Annotated in this window: 18 protein-coding genes; 16 read left to right on the top strand and 2 right to left on the bottom strand. The window is 38.4% G+C overall.

The features are described 5' to 3' along the window. The first annotated feature begins 71 nt into the window (after positions 1-71). From QUG14_RS06465 to QUG14_RS06405, 13 genes are read left to right on the top strand one after another with little or no spacing between them, the layout of a single operon-like run. Entirely contained in the window at positions 72-1,037 is a 966-nt protein-coding gene (locus tag QUG14_RS06465) for an ABC transporter substrate-binding protein (protein WP_289339701.1), read from the top strand. Next, positions 1,003-2,064: a FecCD family ABC transporter permease gene (locus tag QUG14_RS06460; protein WP_289339700.1), complete on the top strand. Its 1,062-nt coding sequence runs from the start codon at positions 1,003-1,005 to the stop codon at positions 2,062-2,064. The genes QUG14_RS06465 and QUG14_RS06460 overlap by 35 nt, the downstream gene beginning before the upstream one ends. Before the next feature lie 3 nt (positions 2,065-2,067). After that, positions 2,068-3,534 carry an adenosylcobinamide amidohydrolase gene (locus QUG14_RS06455; protein ID WP_289339699.1) on the top strand — a complete coding sequence of 489 codons (1,467 nt, stop codon included), beginning with the start codon at positions 2,068-2,070 and terminating at the stop codon, positions 3,532-3,534. Then, positions 3,531-4,514: an adenosylcobinamide-phosphate synthase CbiB gene (gene cbiB / locus QUG14_RS06450; protein WP_289339698.1), complete on the top strand. Its 984-nt coding sequence runs from the start codon at positions 3,531-3,533 to the stop codon at positions 4,512-4,514. The genes QUG14_RS06455 and cbiB overlap by 4 nt, the downstream gene beginning before the upstream one ends. Beyond that, positions 4,471-5,547 (top strand): threonine-phosphate decarboxylase CobD, encoded by a 1,077-nt coding sequence (gene cobD, locus QUG14_RS06445; protein WP_289339697.1) that lies wholly within the window; start codon positions 4,471-4,473, stop codon positions 5,545-5,547. Before cbiB ends, cobD begins: the two co-directional genes overlap by 44 nt. After that, on the top strand, positions 5,529-6,101 hold the full coding sequence (locus QUG14_RS06440; protein ID WP_289339696.1) for a bifunctional adenosylcobinamide kinase/adenosylcobinamide-phosphate guanylyltransferase: 573 nt from the start codon (positions 5,529-5,531) through the stop codon (positions 6,099-6,101). Before cobD ends, QUG14_RS06440 begins: the two co-directional genes overlap by 19 nt. Continuing rightward, positions 6,098-7,603, top strand: a complete 1,506-nt coding sequence (locus tag QUG14_RS06435; protein WP_289339695.1) for a cobyric acid synthase — start codon at positions 6,098-6,100, stop codon at positions 7,601-7,603. Before QUG14_RS06440 ends, QUG14_RS06435 begins: the two co-directional genes overlap by 4 nt. Next, positions 7,600-8,388 (top strand): adenosylcobinamide-GDP ribazoletransferase, encoded by a 789-nt coding sequence (cobS, locus tag QUG14_RS06430; protein ID WP_289339694.1) that lies wholly within the window; start codon positions 7,600-7,602, stop codon positions 8,386-8,388. Before QUG14_RS06435 ends, cobS begins: the two co-directional genes overlap by 4 nt. Next, positions 8,358-8,957 carry a histidine phosphatase family protein gene (locus tag QUG14_RS06425; protein ID WP_289339693.1) on the top strand — a complete coding sequence of 200 codons (600 nt, stop codon included), beginning with the start codon at positions 8,358-8,360 and terminating at the stop codon, positions 8,955-8,957. The genes cobS and QUG14_RS06425 overlap by 31 nt, the downstream gene beginning before the upstream one ends. Next, entirely contained in the window at positions 8,909-9,358 is a 450-nt protein-coding gene (locus QUG14_RS06420; protein WP_289339692.1) for a bifunctional adenosylcobinamide kinase/adenosylcobinamide-phosphate guanylyltransferase, read from the top strand. The genes QUG14_RS06425 and QUG14_RS06420 overlap by 49 nt, the downstream gene beginning before the upstream one ends. Then, complete coding sequence (locus QUG14_RS06415; RefSeq protein WP_289339691.1) at positions 9,355-9,939, top strand: cob(I)yrinic acid a,c-diamide adenosyltransferase; 585 nt, start codon at positions 9,355-9,357, stop codon at positions 9,937-9,939. The genes QUG14_RS06420 and QUG14_RS06415 overlap by 4 nt, the downstream gene beginning before the upstream one ends. After that, positions 9,929-10,423, top strand: a complete 495-nt coding sequence (locus tag QUG14_RS06410) for an ECF transporter S component (protein WP_289339690.1) — start codon at positions 9,929-9,931, stop codon at positions 10,421-10,423. Before QUG14_RS06415 ends, QUG14_RS06410 begins: the two co-directional genes overlap by 11 nt. Next, positions 10,420-11,133, top strand: coding sequence for an ATP-binding protein (locus QUG14_RS06405; RefSeq protein ID WP_289339689.1), 714 nt, complete (start codon positions 10,420-10,422; stop codon positions 11,131-11,133). Before QUG14_RS06410 ends, QUG14_RS06405 begins: the two co-directional genes overlap by 4 nt. A 658-nt stretch (positions 11,134-11,791) precedes the next feature. Here the strand turns inward: QUG14_RS06405 and QUG14_RS06400 are convergent. Continuing rightward, positions 11,792-13,894: a transglycosylase domain-containing protein gene (locus tag QUG14_RS06400; RefSeq protein WP_289339688.1), complete on the bottom strand. Its 2,103-nt coding sequence runs from the start codon at positions 13,892-13,894 to the stop codon at positions 11,792-11,794. 169 nt (positions 13,895-14,063) lie between these two features. On the opposite strand from QUG14_RS06400, the gene QUG14_RS06395 reads away from it, so the two are divergent. From QUG14_RS06395 to QUG14_RS06385, 3 genes are all read left to right on the top strand, one after another. Beyond that, positions 14,064-14,753, top strand: a complete 690-nt coding sequence (locus QUG14_RS06395; protein ID WP_289339687.1) for an ABC transporter ATP-binding protein — start codon at positions 14,064-14,066, stop codon at positions 14,751-14,753. Then, the gene (locus QUG14_RS06390; protein WP_289339686.1) at positions 14,750-16,105 is read left to right on the top strand and encodes an ABC transporter permease; all 1,356 of its coding nucleotides are present in this window, start codon (positions 14,750-14,752) and stop codon (positions 16,103-16,105) included. The genes QUG14_RS06395 and QUG14_RS06390 overlap by 4 nt, the downstream gene beginning before the upstream one ends. 92 nt (positions 16,106-16,197) lie before the next feature. Beyond that, positions 16,198-16,464: a phage holin gene (locus QUG14_RS06385; RefSeq protein WP_289339685.1), complete on the top strand. Its 267-nt coding sequence runs from the start codon at positions 16,198-16,200 to the stop codon at positions 16,462-16,464. 441 nt (positions 16,465-16,905) lie between these two features. On the opposite strand, the gene QUG14_RS06380 is transcribed toward QUG14_RS06385, so the two are convergent. After that, on the bottom strand, positions 16,906-18,180 hold the full coding sequence (locus QUG14_RS06380; RefSeq protein ID WP_289339684.1) for an ATP-binding protein: 1,275 nt from the start codon (positions 18,178-18,180) through the stop codon (positions 16,906-16,908). Between the last annotated feature and the right edge of the window lie 192 nt (positions 18,181-18,372).

Genomic DNA, 18,372 nt, shown 5'->3' with positions numbered 1-18,372 from the left:
GGTGTTTTTTATGTTTGGGGTAGTGTTTATTATGAAGTACTTGACGAAAAGTCATCTTAGGGGGAAGAAATATGAAAAAATTATCATCATTATTACTCATTCTTTTGTTTACTATCGGTGCTTTAGCAGCATGCGGTGAACAGAAAGAACCTGTAGAGGATGAAGCAAACAGCAGCACAGAGCAAAAGAAAGAAGAAAATGCTTTTCCAGTAACCATTAAAGATGCATTAGATAATGAGGTTACAATTGAGGCAAAACCCGAAAAAATCGTATCTGTCATTCCGAGTAATACTGAAATTGCTTTTGCGCTGGGACTTGGTGACGAAGTTGTAGGTGTATCTAATTTTGACAACTATCCTAAAGAAGTGGCATCAAAAGAGAAAATTGGTGATATGGAACTAAATATCGAAAAAATTATCTCTTTACAACCTAATCTAGTATTAGCACATGAATCAACCGCAGATAATGGGGCAGAAGGACTTCAACAGCTTAGAGATGCTGGAATTACTGTTTTGGTCATTCACGATGCTCTTAATTTTGAACAGGTATATGAAACGATTGCTATGATTGGAAAAGCAACTGGAGAAACAAAAGCAGCTGAAGAACTAAATACTAGTATGCAGGATAAATTAGCTGAAATTAAAGCTATGGCAAATGAAATAAAAGAAAAGAAAAAGGTGTTTGTTGAGGTATCCCCTGCTCCTGAAGTGTTTACAACGGGTAAAAACACTTTTATGGATGAAATGATACAGTTGATAAATGCTGAAAATATTGCAAACGATCAAGAAGGCTGGGTTAAAATGGATCAGGAATCAATCATTGATCGAAATCCAGATGTCATTATTACTACATACGGTTTTTATACTGAGAATGCAGCAGAGCTAGTGTTTAGCAGACAAGGTTGGGAGAATGTAAATGCAATAAAAAATAAGCAAGTCATCGATGTAGATTCTGACACTGTGACTCGTTCAGGCCCAAGGATTGTTGAAGGAGTAGAGGATCTTGCAAAGGCTGTTTATCCAGAAGTTTTTAAATAATAAAATAGTAGCCTATTTGATAGCAGGAAGCTTCCTTCTCCTAAGCATATTACTAGGGATTTCGATAGGAACCGTTTCGGTTCCTATCTTTACCATTCTTCAAATCATGATGTCAAAGCTATTTGGATTTATCTCACTTGATCAAATCGACCCCATGTTTTCGAGTATCGTATTAAATATACGGTTACCCCGAGTTATTTTGGCGGGTTTAGTAGGGGCATCTCTCGCCATTGCGGGAGCAGCCTTTCAAGGTCTATTAAGAAATCCATTAGCGGACCCCTATACTTTAGGTGTATCTTCAGGTGCGTCGGTTGGGGCAGTACTCACCTTATTTTTTCAATTATCAATCCCTATTATCGGGAGTTTTACCCTTCCATTACTTAGCATCTTGTTTTCATGGGTCACGATTTTTTTAGTATTGGCTTTCGCTCGAAAAATTGAACGCTCAATGAAAGTGGAAACGATCATATTAACGGGAATTATCTTTAGTTCCTTTCTCGGGGCCATTATTTCACTTATGATTGCATTAACAGGAGATGAACTTAGGCAGATTATTGGCTGGCTATTGGGTAGTGTATCGATGAGAGGCTGGGAATACATAAAAATTATTTTACCTTTTTTTATTCTGGGTTCGACGATACTTCTTTTTAATGCAAAAGAACTAAATGCCATGTCCTTCGGTGAAGAACGTGCCCACCATTTAGGTGTGAATGTTCAGAGGAGAAAACTGATCATCTTAACTGCAGGGTCGATTTTAACAGGAGCGGCGGTTGCAGTTTCAGGAACGATAGGTTTTGTTGGGCTAGTGATTCCACATCTTTCAAGATTATTATGGGGTCCGGACCATAGGCACCTTCTGCCGTTGTCGATTATTACGGGAAGTGGATTTTTAATTCTAGCAGATTTACTTTCAAGAACGATTATTTCTCCAACGGAATTACCGATTGGCGTAATAACTGCATTAATCGGTGCACCAGTATTTGCAATTATCCTTTTACAGAGAAAAAGGACGGAAAGGAGTGGTTAAAAGATGCTTAGCGTTCAACATGTTACAGGAGGGTATTCGACTGAATCTGTACTGAGGGATATTACCTTTGAAGTCCAAACAGGTGAGTTATTCGGTATATTGGGACCGAATGGAAGTGGTAAGACGACATTGTTAAAAATGATTAGTGGAATCTTACCGTTTGCTAATGGCGATATTTTCATAAAAGGTAAAAGGCTGCAGGAATATCATTCAAAGCAGCTTGCTCAAAGCGTAGCGGTTTTGTCTCAGCATTCTTCCCAATCCTTTTCCTATTCTGTAAAAGAAACCGTTTCTCTCGGTCGTTATGCGCATCAAACAGGCTGGTTTCAAACCTGGGGAGAAAAGGATGAACGTATCGTACAGCGTGTCATGAGGCAGACAGGCATAACTTCATTCCAAAATAAAAGTATACAAGAGTTATCTGGCGGGGAAAAACAAAGAGTGTTTTTAGCTCAAGCACTCGCCCAAGAACCTGAAATTCTCCTGTTAGATGAACCAACAAATCATTTAGATTTATCTTATCAAAAGGAATTGCTGGATTTATTAAAAAACTGGACTACAGAAACTGGTTTGACCGTCCTTTCGATCTTTCATGATTTAAATCTAGCAGGCTTATACTGTGATCGACTGCTGCTGCTTGAAAACGGTGTGATAAATATTAACCATAAACCCAATGAAGTGCTGAGGGAAGAAAGAATACGAAACGTATACCATACTGAGATTATGAAACAACCTCATCCAAGAGTAGCCGCACCGCAAATGGTGCTAATACCCGAAGAGAAGCAGGAGAAGAAAAAAATCAAAATCGATGAGTCGATGTTACGCCATACCAATGAGTTTATCGAATTAAAAGCCCCTTCCCCATTAAGGACAATGTCTTCAGGTGTTATCGGTTCGGGGGTTGGCTGGCATCACACTTTTGTTAATCGACATGTTGGAAAGGACTATAACTGCAGCGATCATCGCAAGGAAATGGCAGACTTTTTAAAAATAAATGGTTTTGAACCTTCAGAAACAGTCGGAATGATGACAGCAGTTATCCTAGAGGATGTTTCCTATAAGCACATCGAAGGGGCTGGTTTTTCAGTCTTTGTTGTAGTAACTGCGGGCGTTGGAAATGCCGTTGACGCTTCCAAAAGTGAACAGCATACATTTGAACAGGTGCCTGGCACCATCAATACCTGGATTTTCGTTAATGGTGAATTAACAGAAGAAGCATTTATTCAAAGTATTATGACTGCAACGGAAGCAAAAGCGAAAGTGCTCCATGATTTAAACATTATCGATGGGGTGACAGGCACCATTGCTACGGGTACTTCGACGGATAGTATTTTAATCGCTGCTACCCAGACTGGTGTAGGTTTGGAATATGCTGGGACAATTACAGCTTTAGGAAAACTGATCGGAAAAGCCGTACACGAGTGTACTTTGGAGGCTATACGTAAATCTCAAAAAAGGAAAAGAATATGATTGTTTACCATTTAATCGCGATAACTATAGCGTATTTCATTGACAAGGTTGTAGGAGATCCACCCCATTGGCCACATCCTGTTAGATGGATAGGGTCGTTGATTTCACTTTTTGAAAAACGTTTAAACCATGGGAAAAACAAGAAATTTAAAGGGGTGGCAATGCTCCTTTTTGTTTTATTTTTAGTCTTCTTGATTGTAATTCTTTTAGTAGGAATTAGTTATCAGATACATCCTATTGCAGGGATCATCGTTGAAAGTATGATTATTGCAACTACAATAGCCCAAAAAAGTTTGAAGGAAGCCTCGTTTAATGTCTATGGTCCCTTAGAAAAGGGTGACTTGGCAGGAGCAAGAAACAAACTCTCCTTTATTGTTGGCAGAGATACAGGGACATTAAATGAGGGTGAAATTGCACGTGGAGCAATTGAGACGGTTGCCGAAAATACGAGTGACGGGGTGACAGCACCATTGTTTTGGGCCCTAATTGGGGGTGCGCCGCTGGCAATGGTCTATCGGGCAAGTAATACCTGTGATTCGATGGTAGGTTATATGAATGAGAGATTTAAAGATTTCGGCTGGGCTTCTGCTAAATGGGATGATGTGATGAACTGGGTCCCAAGCAGGATAACCGGGATCATCATGCTAATCGGAACAAAGCCTGCGGAACTAGAATATCGACGGGCATGGAAAATATTGTTCCGTGATGCGAAGAAGCATCCGAGTCCAAATAGCGGCTGGGGAGAAGCGGCTGTTGCAGCTATTTTAGGGATTCAGCTTGGCGGTATTAACTATTACAAAGGAATACTTTCAAACCGGGCAAAGATGGGTGAGCCTCTCGTTCCTATTCAAGCAGGTCATATATTAGTGGCTAATAAAATCTTAGATAAAACAGTCTTTTTATTTTTGCTATTTTTATGGATAGGAGGGATGATTCTTGAAATGGCCATCACATGGATCAAATCCGCAGCACCTTTTTAAGTCGATGGGACTTTCGCTCCCTGAAAAGTATATAGATTTTAGTGCAAATATTAATCCTCTAGGACCGCCTCCTGACTTAAAAGAGAAATGGAATGATTTTTATCAGGAAATTATCGTGTATCCAGACCCATTTGCGGAAAAACTCAAGAATAGAATTGCAGAGGGTGAACAAATTTCTAATGATTCTATTTTAATTGGCAACGGAGGAGCCGAACTTATTACACTTGTGGCAAGACTCCTTACAGGCAAAAAGGTACTAGTGGTGGAACCAACTTTTTCTGAATATGAAATGGCCTGTCGAGCAAATCATTGTGAGATTCAATACCATCAATTAAAGGAGCCGAATTTTGAGCTAAGCATTGATGAGTTACGCTTAAGTTTACCAAGTGTAGATGCATTATTCTTGTGCAATCCTAATAATCCAACCGGTATTCAATATTCTGTTTCAACGATCCTTTCGATAATAGAGGAATGTGAAAAACAAAATTGTTTCGTGATTTTGGATGAAGCTTTCTATGACTTTTTACTAGACTATCAATCTTTTATTCCTTACATAAACAAGTTTCCAAATTTAATTATTATCCGTTCTATGACAAAAATGTTTGCCATTCCAGGACTTCGGTTAGGATATTTGGCGGCAACCCCAGAAATCATTGCGAAACTTAGCAAATTACAGCCGCATTGGAGTATCAATACGATTGCCTTATTGGCAGGTGAGCTTTGTTTACAAAATAAAGATTTTATAAATAAGACACAAGTCTATATTTGGGAAGAACGGGAACGGCTACATACCTTTTATAGCAAAAATAATTTTGAGATCACTCCGTCCCAAGTTAACTTTTATTTGTTACGAGATCCCTTTTTCACGGATCAGTTTAGCCTTTTTGAATTTTTATTACACAAGGGGATTATTCCCCGGCATACGTTTAATTTTCCGGGCTTGGAAGGAAATTGGCTTCGCTTTGCGATAAAAAGTAAGCAAGAAAATAGTGCATTAATGGAGGTGTTGCTGGAATGGCGGAAGCTTCATTAATCTTTATATCTGGCGGGGTAAGGAGCGGGAAAAGCAGCTTTGCCGAAAAAATGGCGCTGGAGCTGGCAAGAGAAAATGGCGGTCAATTAAATTATTTAGCAACGGGTGTTGCTTCCGATCAAGAAATGCAGGAACGAATTGCAAAGCACCGGCGTGATCGTGAAGCAGAGACATTTAAATGGAGAACGATTGAGCAGTCCCAACATATTGGGGAAGCTGCGGTGATGTTCAACGATAACGATATTATTCTCCTCGATTGCGTAACGACCCTTTTAAATAATGAATTGTTTTTGGCCAGCCAAAGTTGGGATGAATCTTTTTTTAAACAAGTAATGGAAACGATTATTACAGGAATAAATGAAATACGTGTTAGAGCAAAAGTTTTGATTGTTGTTAGTAATGAGGTTTTTCATGAGTCAATGGCCGAAAACGATCTCGTATTTTCATATGGAAGACTACTGGGGAAGATTCATCAGCACTTGGTGAAGACTGCTGATCAAGCATTTTTAGTTGAAGCAGGAATAGCTATCAACATGAAGGGAGTTCGAATATGAAAGGAGTTATGATTCAAGGAACGGCATCCGATGTTGGCAAAAGCCTTATTGTGACGGCGCTTTGCCGGATGTTTGCTAATGATGGTGTAAAAGTAGTTCCTTTCAAATCTCAAAATATGTCCAATAATTCGTATGTGACGAAAGATGGAAAGGAAATTGGCAGAGCACAAGGAATCCAAGCAGAAGCTGCAAAAATTGAGGCAACGGTTTGGATGAATCCTATTCTCTTAAAGCCTCGCTCGAATCAGGATTCTGAGATTGTTTATTTGGGTAAGTCGTTAAAAACCCTTTCTGGAAGAGGGTATCGAGATACTTTTTATGAAAAAGGGCTTGAGGTGATTCGGAAGTCTTTAAAACAGTTATCAAGTGAATATGAACTAGTGGTGATAGAAGGGGCCGGGAGTCCGGTTGAAATCAATCTCAAGGACCGAGAGCTTGTGAATATGAAGGTGGCTGAGCTGGCAGACGTTCCTGTAATACTAGTTGCAGATATTGATAGAGGCGGAGTATTTGCGAGTATTGTTGGGACTCTAGAGCTTTTGGAACCTGAAGAAAGACAAAGAGTCGCAGGACTTATTATTAATAAATTCCGCGGGGATATTAGCTTATTTGAAGACGGTATTACCTGGCTGGAAAAGAAAACGGGGATTCCTGTATTAGGTGTTCTGCCTTATGTAGAAGACCATATGATTGATGGGGAAGATTCTTTGTCTTTAAGCAATCAGTTTTCAAACAGAAATAGAGGGAATCTGGATATTGCTGTCATCTATCTTCCGTTTGTTTCGAACTATAGTGATCTGGAACCATTTTTATATGAAGAGGATGTTTCGATACGCTGGGTCAAACATGCATCGGAATTTGGAAATCCTGACGCAGTCATTATTCCTGGGACTAAGAGTACAATCAATGATTTGAATACGCTAAGAGATAAACAATTAGATAGCTTGATTCAAAAACATATAGAAGATGGTGGCTATATTATAGGTATTTGTGGAGGATATCAAATCCTTTGTGAAGAAATCATTGATGAAACGGGTTCAGATACAGGGATAGTGAACAAATGCGTGGCAGGACTGGGATGGATACCAGGCAGGACCATTTTTTATGATGAAAAAGAAACAGTGAGATCCGCAGGAATCTACCACGAAGATACAGGTTTGGTCCCAAATGGAAAGCTAGAAGGGTATGAAATACATTTAGGGAAAACGGTACTACATCAGCAAGGCTGTTCATTTCTAGCGCTTGAGAATGGAAAAGAGGAAGGCTATTACGGCAGGAACGGTCAAATTATTGGAACGTATCTGCATCATCTTTTTCATAATGATGAATGGAGAAATCATTGGTTAAACATGATTCGAAAAAGTAAAGGCTTGAATAGTAAGGAAACCATTTATATACGTGAATACAAAGATAAAAGATATGATGAAATTGCAGGTCAAATGAGAGCAAATCTAAATTTTGAGCAGTTAAATGACATCATCAACAAGTGGTGCGTAGAATGAAATTTCTAAAGGGTTTCTTACTCGACCTGCAATTTTTCACAGCTATTCCGATACGTTTTAACTTACCAATGGATAAACCTCATCTAAAAGGTGCTGTCCAAGCCTTCCCTTTAGTAGGACTTCTTCAAGGGGGGATATATGCCACACTATTTTATGTATTGGCAGAATATACGCCTTTTTCCACTCTTGCAGTCGCGTTCTTTCTTTGGCTCATGACTATTCTTTTAACAGGTGGAATTCACTTGGACGGCTGGATGGATGCAAGCGATGCTTATTTTTCATACGGTGATCTGACGAAAAGGCTTGAGATAATGAAGGACCCAAGAACGGGAGCATTTGGTGTAATCTCAGTTATTGTATTGTTAAGTTGTCGTTTTTTATTTATATATGAGATTACTGAAAATGTACAAGGTGTAACATACTTGATAATTGCCACTATCCCATTTTTGAGTAAAAGTGTCATGGGTGTCCTGCTGCTTACTGTAAAATCCGCTAAAAGTGAGGGACTAGGTGCTTTATTCCAACGTGCTGCAACAATAAAGGTATTATGGGTATATCCCATTTTTATGGCTGTCATTCTTGCGCTAATGACTTTCGTTGATAATGCCTTCTTTCTTCTCTCAGTTTTAATCGTGATTGCCTGTGCTAGTTTGCTAGTATGCCGCTTGAAAGCAGTAAGTTGGTTTGGTGGGATTACGGGAGATGTTCTAGGCGCTTCAGTAGAAGGGACTGAATTGTTTTTATGGATGACAGTGTGGTTATTGCATTATTTCGCCATGGGCTAACAGAGGAAAATAAACGGAAAGCCTATTTAGGCTGGAAGGATTCCCCTTTATGCAAAGATTCTAAGAATATGAGCACGAACAGCAGATACGATCTCTTTTTTTCAAGTGATTTGCCAAGATGTGTAGAGACAGCAAAAATTCTTTTTCCAACTAAGAGTCTAAAGCTATTACCTGAATTAAGGGAAATGGATTTTGGGCAATGGGAAGGAAAAACCTATGAAGACTTGAAAGAACTCCTTCTTTATCAACGTTGGCTTTCTGATCCACTCTCTTATAATCCGCCAGGGGGTGAGTCATTTGAGGAATTCACACATAGGGTTCAAAATGGGTGGGAAATGATTACTGGAGAAATTCTCTCTAAAAACATCGAACGCTGTGCCATTATCACGCACGGTGGGGTGATAAGATTTTTATTATCTAAATTTGCACCAATCAAAAATGATTTTTGGTCTTGGCAAGCACCGCATAAGCAAGGGTATGAACTTATTTTTGAAAGAGAAGCATTAAGGAGGGGTGAAACTTGCACTTTATTACAGGAGGTTCCTTTAACGGCAAAAGAGCTTGGGTAAAGAAAACATACGGATTAACTGGAACCTGGCTCTCCGCTTATCAAGACACACCTCTGACAGTAAATCTAGCCCATATTAATAGTGATTTACTAGTTTTAGAAGGAATTGAAATTTGGTTAAAAGAGTTAACCAAAACATATGATTCATACAGAAGCCGAGAAATTTGGATTCAAACTTTAAATCAATGGCTTTCCTGGGAAGAAGCAGAGCCACAGCGAAAACTAGTGGTAATTGGTACAGATATCACGAAAGGAATTGTTCCGGTGGAGAAAGAAAATAGGCTATGGCGGGATGTCACAGGTTGGGCCTATCAAGATCTTGCTGCAAAAGCAGAAAAAGTGGATGTCATTTGGTATGGATTAAATCAAACAATTAAATTAACAGGGGATGAGAAGCTATGAAACTTTATACAAGAACGGGCGACAAAGGAAAAACAAGTATTATTGGAGGAAGAGTCGACAAGGATGATATTCGAGTGGAAGCGTACGGAACAGTGGATGAAGTTAATTGTTTTGTAGGGCAGGTTATGACTGAGCTTGATGAGGTAATCTTTAAGGATGTTTTAGCAGATCTTGAGAAAATTCAGCATGAATTATTTGATTGTGGCGGGGACCTTGCCAATATTTCTAATAAGGTTGAGTTTAAGCTGGAGAAAGAAGCCATTGACTACTTAGAACAGAAAATCGATGAATATATTCTGGAAGCTCCAGAGCTCGAACGATTTATTCTGCCTGGCGGCACAAAGCCCTCTGCTTCGATTCATATTGCTAGAACGGTGACAAGAAGAGCAGAGAGATTAGTTGTATCCTTAATGAAAAACGACGAGAAAACTCCGGAATTAGCACTACAATATTTAAATCGTCTTTCGGACTATTTCTTTGCCTTAGCGAGAGTGGTAAATTATCGACTCAACGTAAAAGACGTAGAATATGTTCGGAGTGCAAAAGTGTTCAGGGATGGGAAACGAAAAGATGAAAAGTAGAATGCTCATTTTACTGGCATTGTTTTCAGCATTATCCGCAGTTGGGGCTGCGATAAAAATTCCGGCAATCGTAGGCAGTGTAGCTTTTGACGTATTTCCAGCTTTACTTGCTGCTGCCTTGTTAGGGAGTGGAGCAGGTGCCATTGTTGGTGCGTTAGGGCATTTGTTATCTGCCTTAATCGCGGGATTTCCATTAGGACCAATGCATGGTCTAATTGCAATTGAAATGGCCGTTCTCGTCTATATATTTGGTGTTCTTTATAAAAAGAATAAAAAGGTTATCGCTAGTATTTTATTTATCCTTGCAAATGCATTTGCCGCCCCATTGCCGTTTTTATTTTTAATGAATAGTGCATTTTATGTTGCAATTGTTCCTTCATTATTAATCGGATCCATAATCAATACTGTTATCGCTTTGGCGGCAATCCCACGGCTAAAAGCTTTAGTCAAACAAGATATAATTAAAAGCGAAATAAAGTTATGAGAGATATTATCACAATCCCGTTAAATAATGAAGAATCACTTATCATCGCAAGTGATAATAGCGGTGGTATTGGGATGAAAGAACATGATCTTGTTCGTGTCTCCTACGAAACAGTTGCCTATTATTCATTTAGAGTCGCTGCAATGGAATGTATCGCTGCAGGCGGAGAGTTGGTTTCAGTTGTGCTGCATAACTTTTGTGGGGATGCCTCATGGAGTAAGCTTGTAAATGGAATTCAAAAAGGATTGGATGAACTAAACCTAAAGGATATACCAATTACAGGGAGCACGGAGAGTAATTTTAATTTAGAACAATCGGCTGTTGGGTTAGTCGTTATCGGAAAAAAGTCTTTAGATAAAAAGACTGATAAGATATTTTCAAAAAATCTCAAACTCGCCGTCATCGGTATGCCGTTAGTTGGAAACGAAGTGATAGACCTTGCACACGAGGTTGTACCTTTATCGACTTTTCAAGAAGTATCTAAACTTGAAGATATATTGATTTGGCCCATTGGCTCAAAAGGAATCTTAACGGAACTTAATCAAATGTTTCCCACTAAAGAATTTTCGAAAGAAATGATTTGTACGGAGTTAGATATTGTAAAATCATCAGGTCCTGCAACCTGCTTTATTATTGCATTTGAACAGTGCCAAGAAGAGGATATAATAAGATTGACAGCTAAGTATTTTCACTCAATTGATGTTAAATAAAAGATTTTTTCGTAAAATTTGTTGCATTTTATACCAATCAGTTAACGAAAGAGGTTTCTAAAAGTAGTTCGGTGAGGCAAAGGCAAACTGAGTCCGAATGGGTGTTCAGTCGTTAGATTTTCCTAAAGATCCTTGATTAAGGACAAATCCTCCTGAAGGCTCGTGAGATATGTCCTCAATACCCTGTATTAAGGACAAATCCTCCTGAAGACTCGTGAGATATGTCCTCAATACCCTGTATTAAGGACAAATCCTCCTGAAGACTCGTGAGATATGTCCTCAATACCCTGTATTAAAGACAAATCCTTCTGATCGCACGTGAGATATGTCCTCAATACCCTGTATTAAGGACAAATCCTTCTGATCGCACGTGAGATTTGTCCTCAATACCCTGTATTAAGGACAAATCCTCCTGAAGACTCATGAGATATGTCCTCAATACCCTGTATTAAAGACAAATCCTTCTGACAGTACGTGAGATATGTCCTCAATACCCTGTATTAGTGACAAATCTTCCTGTTACATTCAGACGGGTTTAATAGATCAAGGCAACCGAGTCCGAATCAGCGGATTATTTTATATCCTAGGCTTAAGTATGTTTGAAAACACCAATCTATTTGAAAAGAACCTAAATAAATGAGCACGCCATTTGGCGTGCTCATTCTGATAGACCTTTCAGTTTCTGGATGAGAGTATCGATGCCTTTTCCGACGGAATACATGGCATCTTCCAATCCTTTTTTCCAAACAGGAGCCTTTTCTTGAATCTTTTCACCCAGTTTTTGAGCATTTTGGTTTAATTCTTTGCTGATTTTCTCTGCCTGCTTTTTGATTTCCTCTCTGGTTTGCGTTTTACCGGCCAGTTGGTCATTAATCGAGAGAACATCAAAGTTTTGCGTTGGTAAATGTGGTAAAGATGCCTTCATGATTTCCTTGAAAATCGGAACCACATTCCCTGAACTGTTACTTGGAAGATAATGCTCGCGGTCCGTTTGATCATATCCAATCCAAATCGCTGCCACCAGATTCGGGGTATAACCAACCATCCATTGATCCTTTGTTCCGTTAATATCATTAAATGGAAGCTGGGTCGACCCCGTTTTTCCTGCTATCTGAACACCTGGTATATGAGCTTTTTTACCTGTTCCAGCTTCGACTACGTTTAGAAGCATCGATGTCATTTCATCGGCATTCTCCTTTGAAGTTACCTTTGTCGTCTTAGGCTCCCGTTCGGCAATAGTGTTTCCAGTAGGACCGACAATTTTTGTAATAAGATGACTGTCATTACGCTTACCGCCATTTGGGAAAGCGGAGAAGGCATTTGCTAATTGTTCCGGAGAGATACCTTTACTCATTCCCCCTAACGCGATGGCCAGATTTCTATCCTCTTTTTCGATTGGCAATCCAAAGCTTTTGAGTGAATCTAATCCTTTCTCAAGTCCAATTTTATTTAAAAGCCAAACTGCTGGAATATTTAAGGAATCCTCCAGTGCTTTATATAATTGAACCTTGCCCTGATAGGTTTTGGAAAAATTCTCAGGTTTGTACTCACCAAAAGAAGTAGGCTCATCAATGAGCTCCGAGTCAAATGTATAACCTTCCTCAAGGGCTGGAGTATAAACCGCAAGGGGTTTTATCGTTGAACCTGGTTGAGCCTTTAATTGAGTGGCACGGTTGAACCCTCTGAATACATGCTCCCCACGGCCTCCTACCAGTGCTCGTACACCTCCACTAGCGGGGTCCGTTAATACGGAACCGCTTTGAACGATAGTATCGCCTTTTCCCTTTGGAAATAGCGATTTATTATTCATTACCTTTTCGAGTTCAGTTTGCAGGTTTTGATCTAGCTCGGTATAAATCACATATCCTCTTGTTAAGATTTCTTCCTGTGTTAATCCATATTTAGTAATGGCTTCATTTAGGACTGCATCCACATAATATGGATATTTCCGTTCTACAAAATTTCCACTGCCGCTAGTAATCTTAATCTTTTCTTCTTTTGCTGCACTGTATTGTTCTTTCGTAATCATACCAAGTTCATTCATCTTGCCAAGAACGACATCTCTTCGTTTCATAGCAACGTCATAGTTCTTCGTTGGGTCGAGGTAACTCGGTGATTGCAGTAATCCTGCTAGCAGGGCGGACTCACTGATGGTAACGTCTTTTATATCTTTGTCAAAATATCTTTTTGAGGCATTACTAATCCCCCATGCACCGCCGCCAAAATATACCTGGTTTAAGTACATTTGCAGAATTTCCTCTTTTTTATATACTTTTTCAATCTTTACCGCTAAAAATAACTCCTCCGCTTTTCGCTTATAGGTTTGCTCAGGTGATAGCAATGCATTTTTTGCTAATTGCTGGGTAAGTGTACTACCGCCGCCTGTAATTTCACCTGCAAATAAATTATTGAATAACGCCCTAGTGATCCCCTTAAGATCAAAGCCGTTATGTTCGTAGAAGCGTTCATCTTCAATCGCTACAACTGCACCAGGAACGTATTTCGGGAGCTTCTCAATTTTGGCACCACCTGTCCGATTGGTTGCAACATTCGTTGCAACTTTCCCGGTATGATCATAAATAACGGTCGGTTGGCTAAGACCCTGCTTTAAGGTCTGGACATTTGCCCTCGATGCAAGCCAGCCGAAATAGACGATGGTTACAAGCACCACAATCAAAATGACTAATAATAAAAGCTGAGTTAGATGTTTCTTTTTCCAGAATCGGACAATCATTTCCCAAAATGGGCGTAATTTCTCCATCGGATCTCCTTTCCTACAAAAGGATTTTTGTTTATTCATTATAAATTTTTTAGCGAAAAAACACCAATTATAGCTATTTTTGAAGAATGTAAAAATATTTTTGGCAAACTGTAGGGGTATGGTTAACGGACATCGTCTATTAAGTGAAGTAGGGAAACAGGAGGACATTATGATTACAATAAAACAGTTAAGTCATGAATTTGTGGTAGGAAAAAAAGGAAAGCAAACAGTAATCCCCATCCTAAAAGATATTTCGTTTGAAGTTGAAAAAGGGGAAATCGTCACCATTGTTGGCAGGAGTGGTTCGGGTAAATCAACTCTTTTAAATCTAGTAAGTGGATTCATTCACCCAAAGGAGGGTGAAATCTGGATTAACGGCGAGTTGGTGTCGCAATTAAATGAGACAAAATTTGCAGATTTTAGAATCAAAAACCTTGGTTTTATCTTTCAAAGCTTTCAATTGATTCCTAGTATGACAGCCTTTCAGAATGTGGAACTTCCATTAATATTAAAAGGGGTCAGCGAAATCAAAAGGAAACAACAAACAGAAGAAATGCTGGCGAAAGTCGGATTGTTAGAATACAAGGAACACTATCCAGGAGAATTATCGGGGGGACAGCAGCAGAGGGTGAGTATTGCTCGCGCCTTAATCGTTAATCCACCTATCATTCTAGCAGATGAGCCAACGGGAAGTCTCGACAGTGAAACGGAAGAGGATTTATTAACGTTTATCAAAGAGTTGAATACTGATTTAGGAATTACCTTTTTGATTATTACACATGACGAGAAGGTAGCGGAGATTGGTCATCGAACGATTGAGTTGAAAGATGGACGTATTAGCGAGGGGGTGCTTGTATGAAATTGAAAGACCAATTCCGTTTCGTTAAGCAAAATATGAAGAAAAATAGAACGAGAGTGTTTATGACCATACTTGCAACAGCGATGGGTTGTGCCTTCCTTATTGTCCTTGCATCCGTTGGCTTTGGTTTACAAAAATCCGTAGTCAAGGAGATTACGGAGGGTGGTATTGTCACACAGATTGATGTTTATGGACAGGAAACCGATGATGGAAACGGTTATCGCCAATTAGAAGATAAAGATGTTCAAACATTTGAAAAACTTAAGGATGTAAAATCAGTAACAACAAGAAAATTGCTGCAGCAGGAAGGTACTTATTCAATTGGGAATTATCAACTAAGTACCCAAACCGTGGTCGCTGACTTTCCTTCTGAAATAAAAGCAGGTTTTGAATTGTCAAAAGGCCGTCTGGCAAAAGGGCAGGATGAAGTAGTGGTCGGATTTCATTTTCCACTTAATCTTGCCGTAATAGGGGAGTCAAAGAAAGAGTGGTTTGATGATAAAGGACAATTGAAAGAAGAGTTTCGTTTTAATGGGGAACTTATTGGAGAAAAAATAAATCTTACTGTCCAAAAACTCGAGGAGGGCAAACAGGTAGAGAAAATTATACCTGTAACCGTTGTCGGTATAACCAAAAAACCAACGAAGGAATGGCAAGAGGATAGAAGTGTTTATATTTCAGCGAATATCTTGAAGGAAATTGAATCATTTACAGGAACTCCAAAAGGGATTGTATTAGATTCAAATAGTGAGGTGGATTTAACTCAACTTGAAGTTGATCGAAATACTTTTGATGATGTGAAAATTCATGCGAAGAATATGGAAGCCGTCCAGGGGATAGCGGATAAATTAAAAGAAGAGAAATATGCAACGTATTCGGTAGTCAATGAATTGAAGCAAGTAAATTTAATGTTTGCTATTGCAAAAGTAGGACTAATCTTTATAGGGACAATTGCAATTCTAATCGCTTCAATCGGAATCTACAATACTATGACAATGGCCGTAACAGAGCGCGCACCCGATATTGGAATTATGAAAGCAATCGGAGCAACTCCTCGTACCATAAAACGAATTTTCCTTTTGGAAAGCAGTTATATTGGGCTGATTGGGGCATTAATCGGTACAATCGTTTCCTACGGAATTAGTTATACAGTAAATTTTGCAATTCCTTTAATCATTAAACAGGCATTTAATGAGGAAATGCCTCCTGAACTTATTTTTAGTGATATACCACTGAGTCTTCCGATTATTTGTGTGGTCATCTGTTTGGGAGTAACGATCCTTTCTGGTCTTCGTCCTGCTCAACGAGCAACCAAAGTTGATGTACTTAAGGCCATGAGAAGAGAAGTTTAATTCAAGATTGTGTGATAGAAGCGGACAACCATTTTAAGTCCAAGCATATGTTAATAGAAAGAATGTTAATAACATATGAAGGGGATGAGAAAATGATTAACTGGAAGGTCCGCTTTAGAAACAGAAGCTGGGTTTTAGCCTTTGTTGCACAACTTATGATTGTATTGCAAATGCTCATAGGAGGATTAAATGCATTAGGAATGATCGATTTTCAACTATCAGATGCAATCCAGCAAAACATTTTAACTTTGGTTAATGCAGTATTCATTTTACTTTCGATGATGGGAATTATACAAGATCCAACAACTAAGGGCATGAGCGACAGTGAACGGGCAAAAACATATAAGGAACCAAACTAATATTGACAGAAAAAACGCTATTCAAGCGTTTTTTTTTTTGTATTTATGTAGAAAATTGTAAGTAAAAGGAGAGTGAAATTTCCGAATTGTCAAGAGGGTAGAAGGTATAATTAAGATAACATCAATTAAGTAAACATAGAGAAAGGGGTTCTTGAAATGTGGTACTGGATTGGTATAACCATATCAATTTACCTTCTATTTATCATTCTTGAGGAGTCAATATATATACTTTGGAATCGTTATGTGTTTGGACCAAAAGAAAGAAAAATCAGACTTTGGAAGAATAGAATCACATTGGGAATTTCCTTTTTAATCAGATTACATCTAAAAGAAAGTAGACAAAAACATACACATAAGGTTAGTCCCCATTAGGTAGAATTAGATTGAAAAAAAATTGCCTTTTCCAACAGGAAAGGCAATTTTTTATGCAGTAACATTTAATTAACTTTTTGCAGGAGAGGAATTTTGCAGCATCGGTAACGTAATGTTGACTAAAGTACCTGTGCCAATCTCACTTTCAAAGTTGATAGTGCCATTGTGAGATTGGACAATCTTAAAACTTACTGTTAAGCCTAAGCCTGTCCCTTTTTCCTTAGATGAGTAGAAGGGTTCTCCAATTTTTTCTAACCGTTCTTTTGAAATCCCACAACCATTGTCTTTTACTGTAATCGATATTTTGTCTTGTTCCAATCGAAAGAGGCTAATTGTAATTGTACTATCATTCTGCGACGCTTCAATTGAATTTTTGATAACGTTAATAAATAATTGTTTTAATTGGTTTGGCTCACATTCAATGATGATATCCTCTTTTGGAAAATTAACCTCAATTTGAACATTGTAAAGGGTTGCTTCAACAGCTAATAAGGAAATAACATCATTTAATACTTTTTGAATCGCCATTTTTGTATATTTTAAATGCTGTGGTTTTGCTAAGAGTAATAATTCACCAACAATGTGGTTAATTCGATTCAATTCATCAAGCATGATTTGATAATAATCTTGATGTTTATCGTCCTCCATTTGCAATAATTGGACAAATCCTTTTAATGATGTTAGTGGATTTCTAATCTCATGAGCGACACTTGCAGATAACTCGCCAACAACCGAAAGTTTTTCCGTTCTGCTAAGACGTTCTTCTGTCTGTCTTAGTGTAGTAATATCACGGCCAATAATAACTAAACCCTCTCTGCTTCCATCCTCATGGAACAGTGGTACCTTAATCGTATCAAAAATTTTTGATGTGCCATCTGGGAGAGGTACAACTTCCTCGCAACGAGTTACCGTACCATTTTCCCACGTTTCTTCATCAGATACTTCACAGTACTTAAGTGCATCTGAATAGAATTCAGTGTATTGCGCTAATTCAGAGTCTTTCTTACCCAAATAATTGACATTTTCGAGTTGAAATAATTTTAAACCAAAATCATTGGCTTGAATCCATCGACCTTCGCCATCTTTGAAGTTCACAAAATCAACCATTGAATTTATGAGAGTAGATAAACGTTTTTCTTGTTCTTTGGTGGAATTCAGTTCTTCTTTGTTAAGGATAAAGAAATAAAAAATTCCGCCAGTTACAATAATATAAAAGATCTCTTTTCCTCTTTCAACATAATAATCGAAAGATGAGGGAATGTAGTGGGTTATTACATAATTACTTACATATATCCATATAAAGCTGGTTATTAAGAACAATAATACCAAGTTCATCTTCTTCATGTAATTCTCCTGTTCTGGGAAAGAAAAGTTTTAGAAATTAAAAAAAAATATAGTCACATAGTATATAGTACTAGAAACTGTAGGAATATGGAATATCAGAAAACAGGAAATCTACATAATTACAATAAAAAGGTTACAAATAGGTAACAATCCATTGAAAAGTGGTTACCAGTGTGTAACCCTTTTTTTGGT

The sequence above is a fragment of the Neobacillus sp. CF12 genome, from assembly GCF_030348765.1.
In the GTDB taxonomy this organism is placed as follows: domain Bacteria; phylum Bacillota; class Bacilli; order Bacillales; family Cytobacillaceae; genus Neobacillus.
The sequence above is the reverse complement of the archived record's forward strand: the minus strand, read 5'-3'. Positions and strand labels throughout refer to the sequence as shown.

Bases quoted from the DNA above. Each gene is read 5' to 3' on its own strand.
- QUG14_RS06380 (WP_289339684.1), bottom strand. From the start codon at position 18,180: ATGAAGAAGATGAACTTGGTATTATTGTTCTTAATAACCAGCTTTATA.
- QUG14_RS06440 (WP_289339696.1), top strand. From the start codon at position 5,529: ATGGCGGAAGCTTCATTAATCTTTATATCTGGCGGGGTAAGGAGCGGG.
- QUG14_RS06465 (WP_289339701.1), top strand. From the start codon at position 72: ATGAAAAAATTATCATCATTATTACTCATTCTTTTGTTTACTATCGGT.
- cbiB (WP_289339698.1), top strand. From the start codon at position 3,531: ATGATTGTTTACCATTTAATCGCGATAACTATAGCGTATTTCATTGAC.
- QUG14_RS06395 (WP_289339687.1), top strand. From the start codon at position 14,064: ATGATTACAATAAAACAGTTAAGTCATGAATTTGTGGTAGGAAAAAAA.
- QUG14_RS06435 (WP_289339695.1), top strand. From the start codon at position 6,098: ATGAAAGGAGTTATGATTCAAGGAACGGCATCCGATGTTGGCAAAAGC.
- QUG14_RS06405 (WP_289339689.1), top strand. From the start codon at position 10,420: ATGAGAGATATTATCACAATCCCGTTAAATAATGAAGAATCACTTATC.
- QUG14_RS06410 (WP_289339690.1), top strand. From the start codon at position 9,929: ATGAAAAGTAGAATGCTCATTTTACTGGCATTGTTTTCAGCATTATCC.
- QUG14_RS06390 (WP_289339686.1), top strand. From the start codon at position 14,750: ATGAAATTGAAAGACCAATTCCGTTTCGTTAAGCAAAATATGAAGAAA.
- cobS (WP_289339694.1), top strand. From the start codon at position 7,600: ATGAAATTTCTAAAGGGTTTCTTACTCGACCTGCAATTTTTCACAGCT.
- QUG14_RS06385 (WP_289339685.1), top strand. From the start codon at position 16,198: ATGATTAACTGGAAGGTCCGCTTTAGAAACAGAAGCTGGGTTTTAGCC.
- QUG14_RS06415 (WP_289339691.1), top strand. From the start codon at position 9,355: ATGAAACTTTATACAAGAACGGGCGACAAAGGAAAAACAAGTATTATT.
- QUG14_RS06455 (WP_289339699.1), top strand. From the start codon at position 2,068: ATGCTTAGCGTTCAACATGTTACAGGAGGGTATTCGACTGAATCTGTA.
- QUG14_RS06400 (WP_289339688.1), bottom strand. From the start codon at position 13,894: ATGGAGAAATTACGCCCATTTTGGGAAATGATTGTCCGATTCTGGAAA.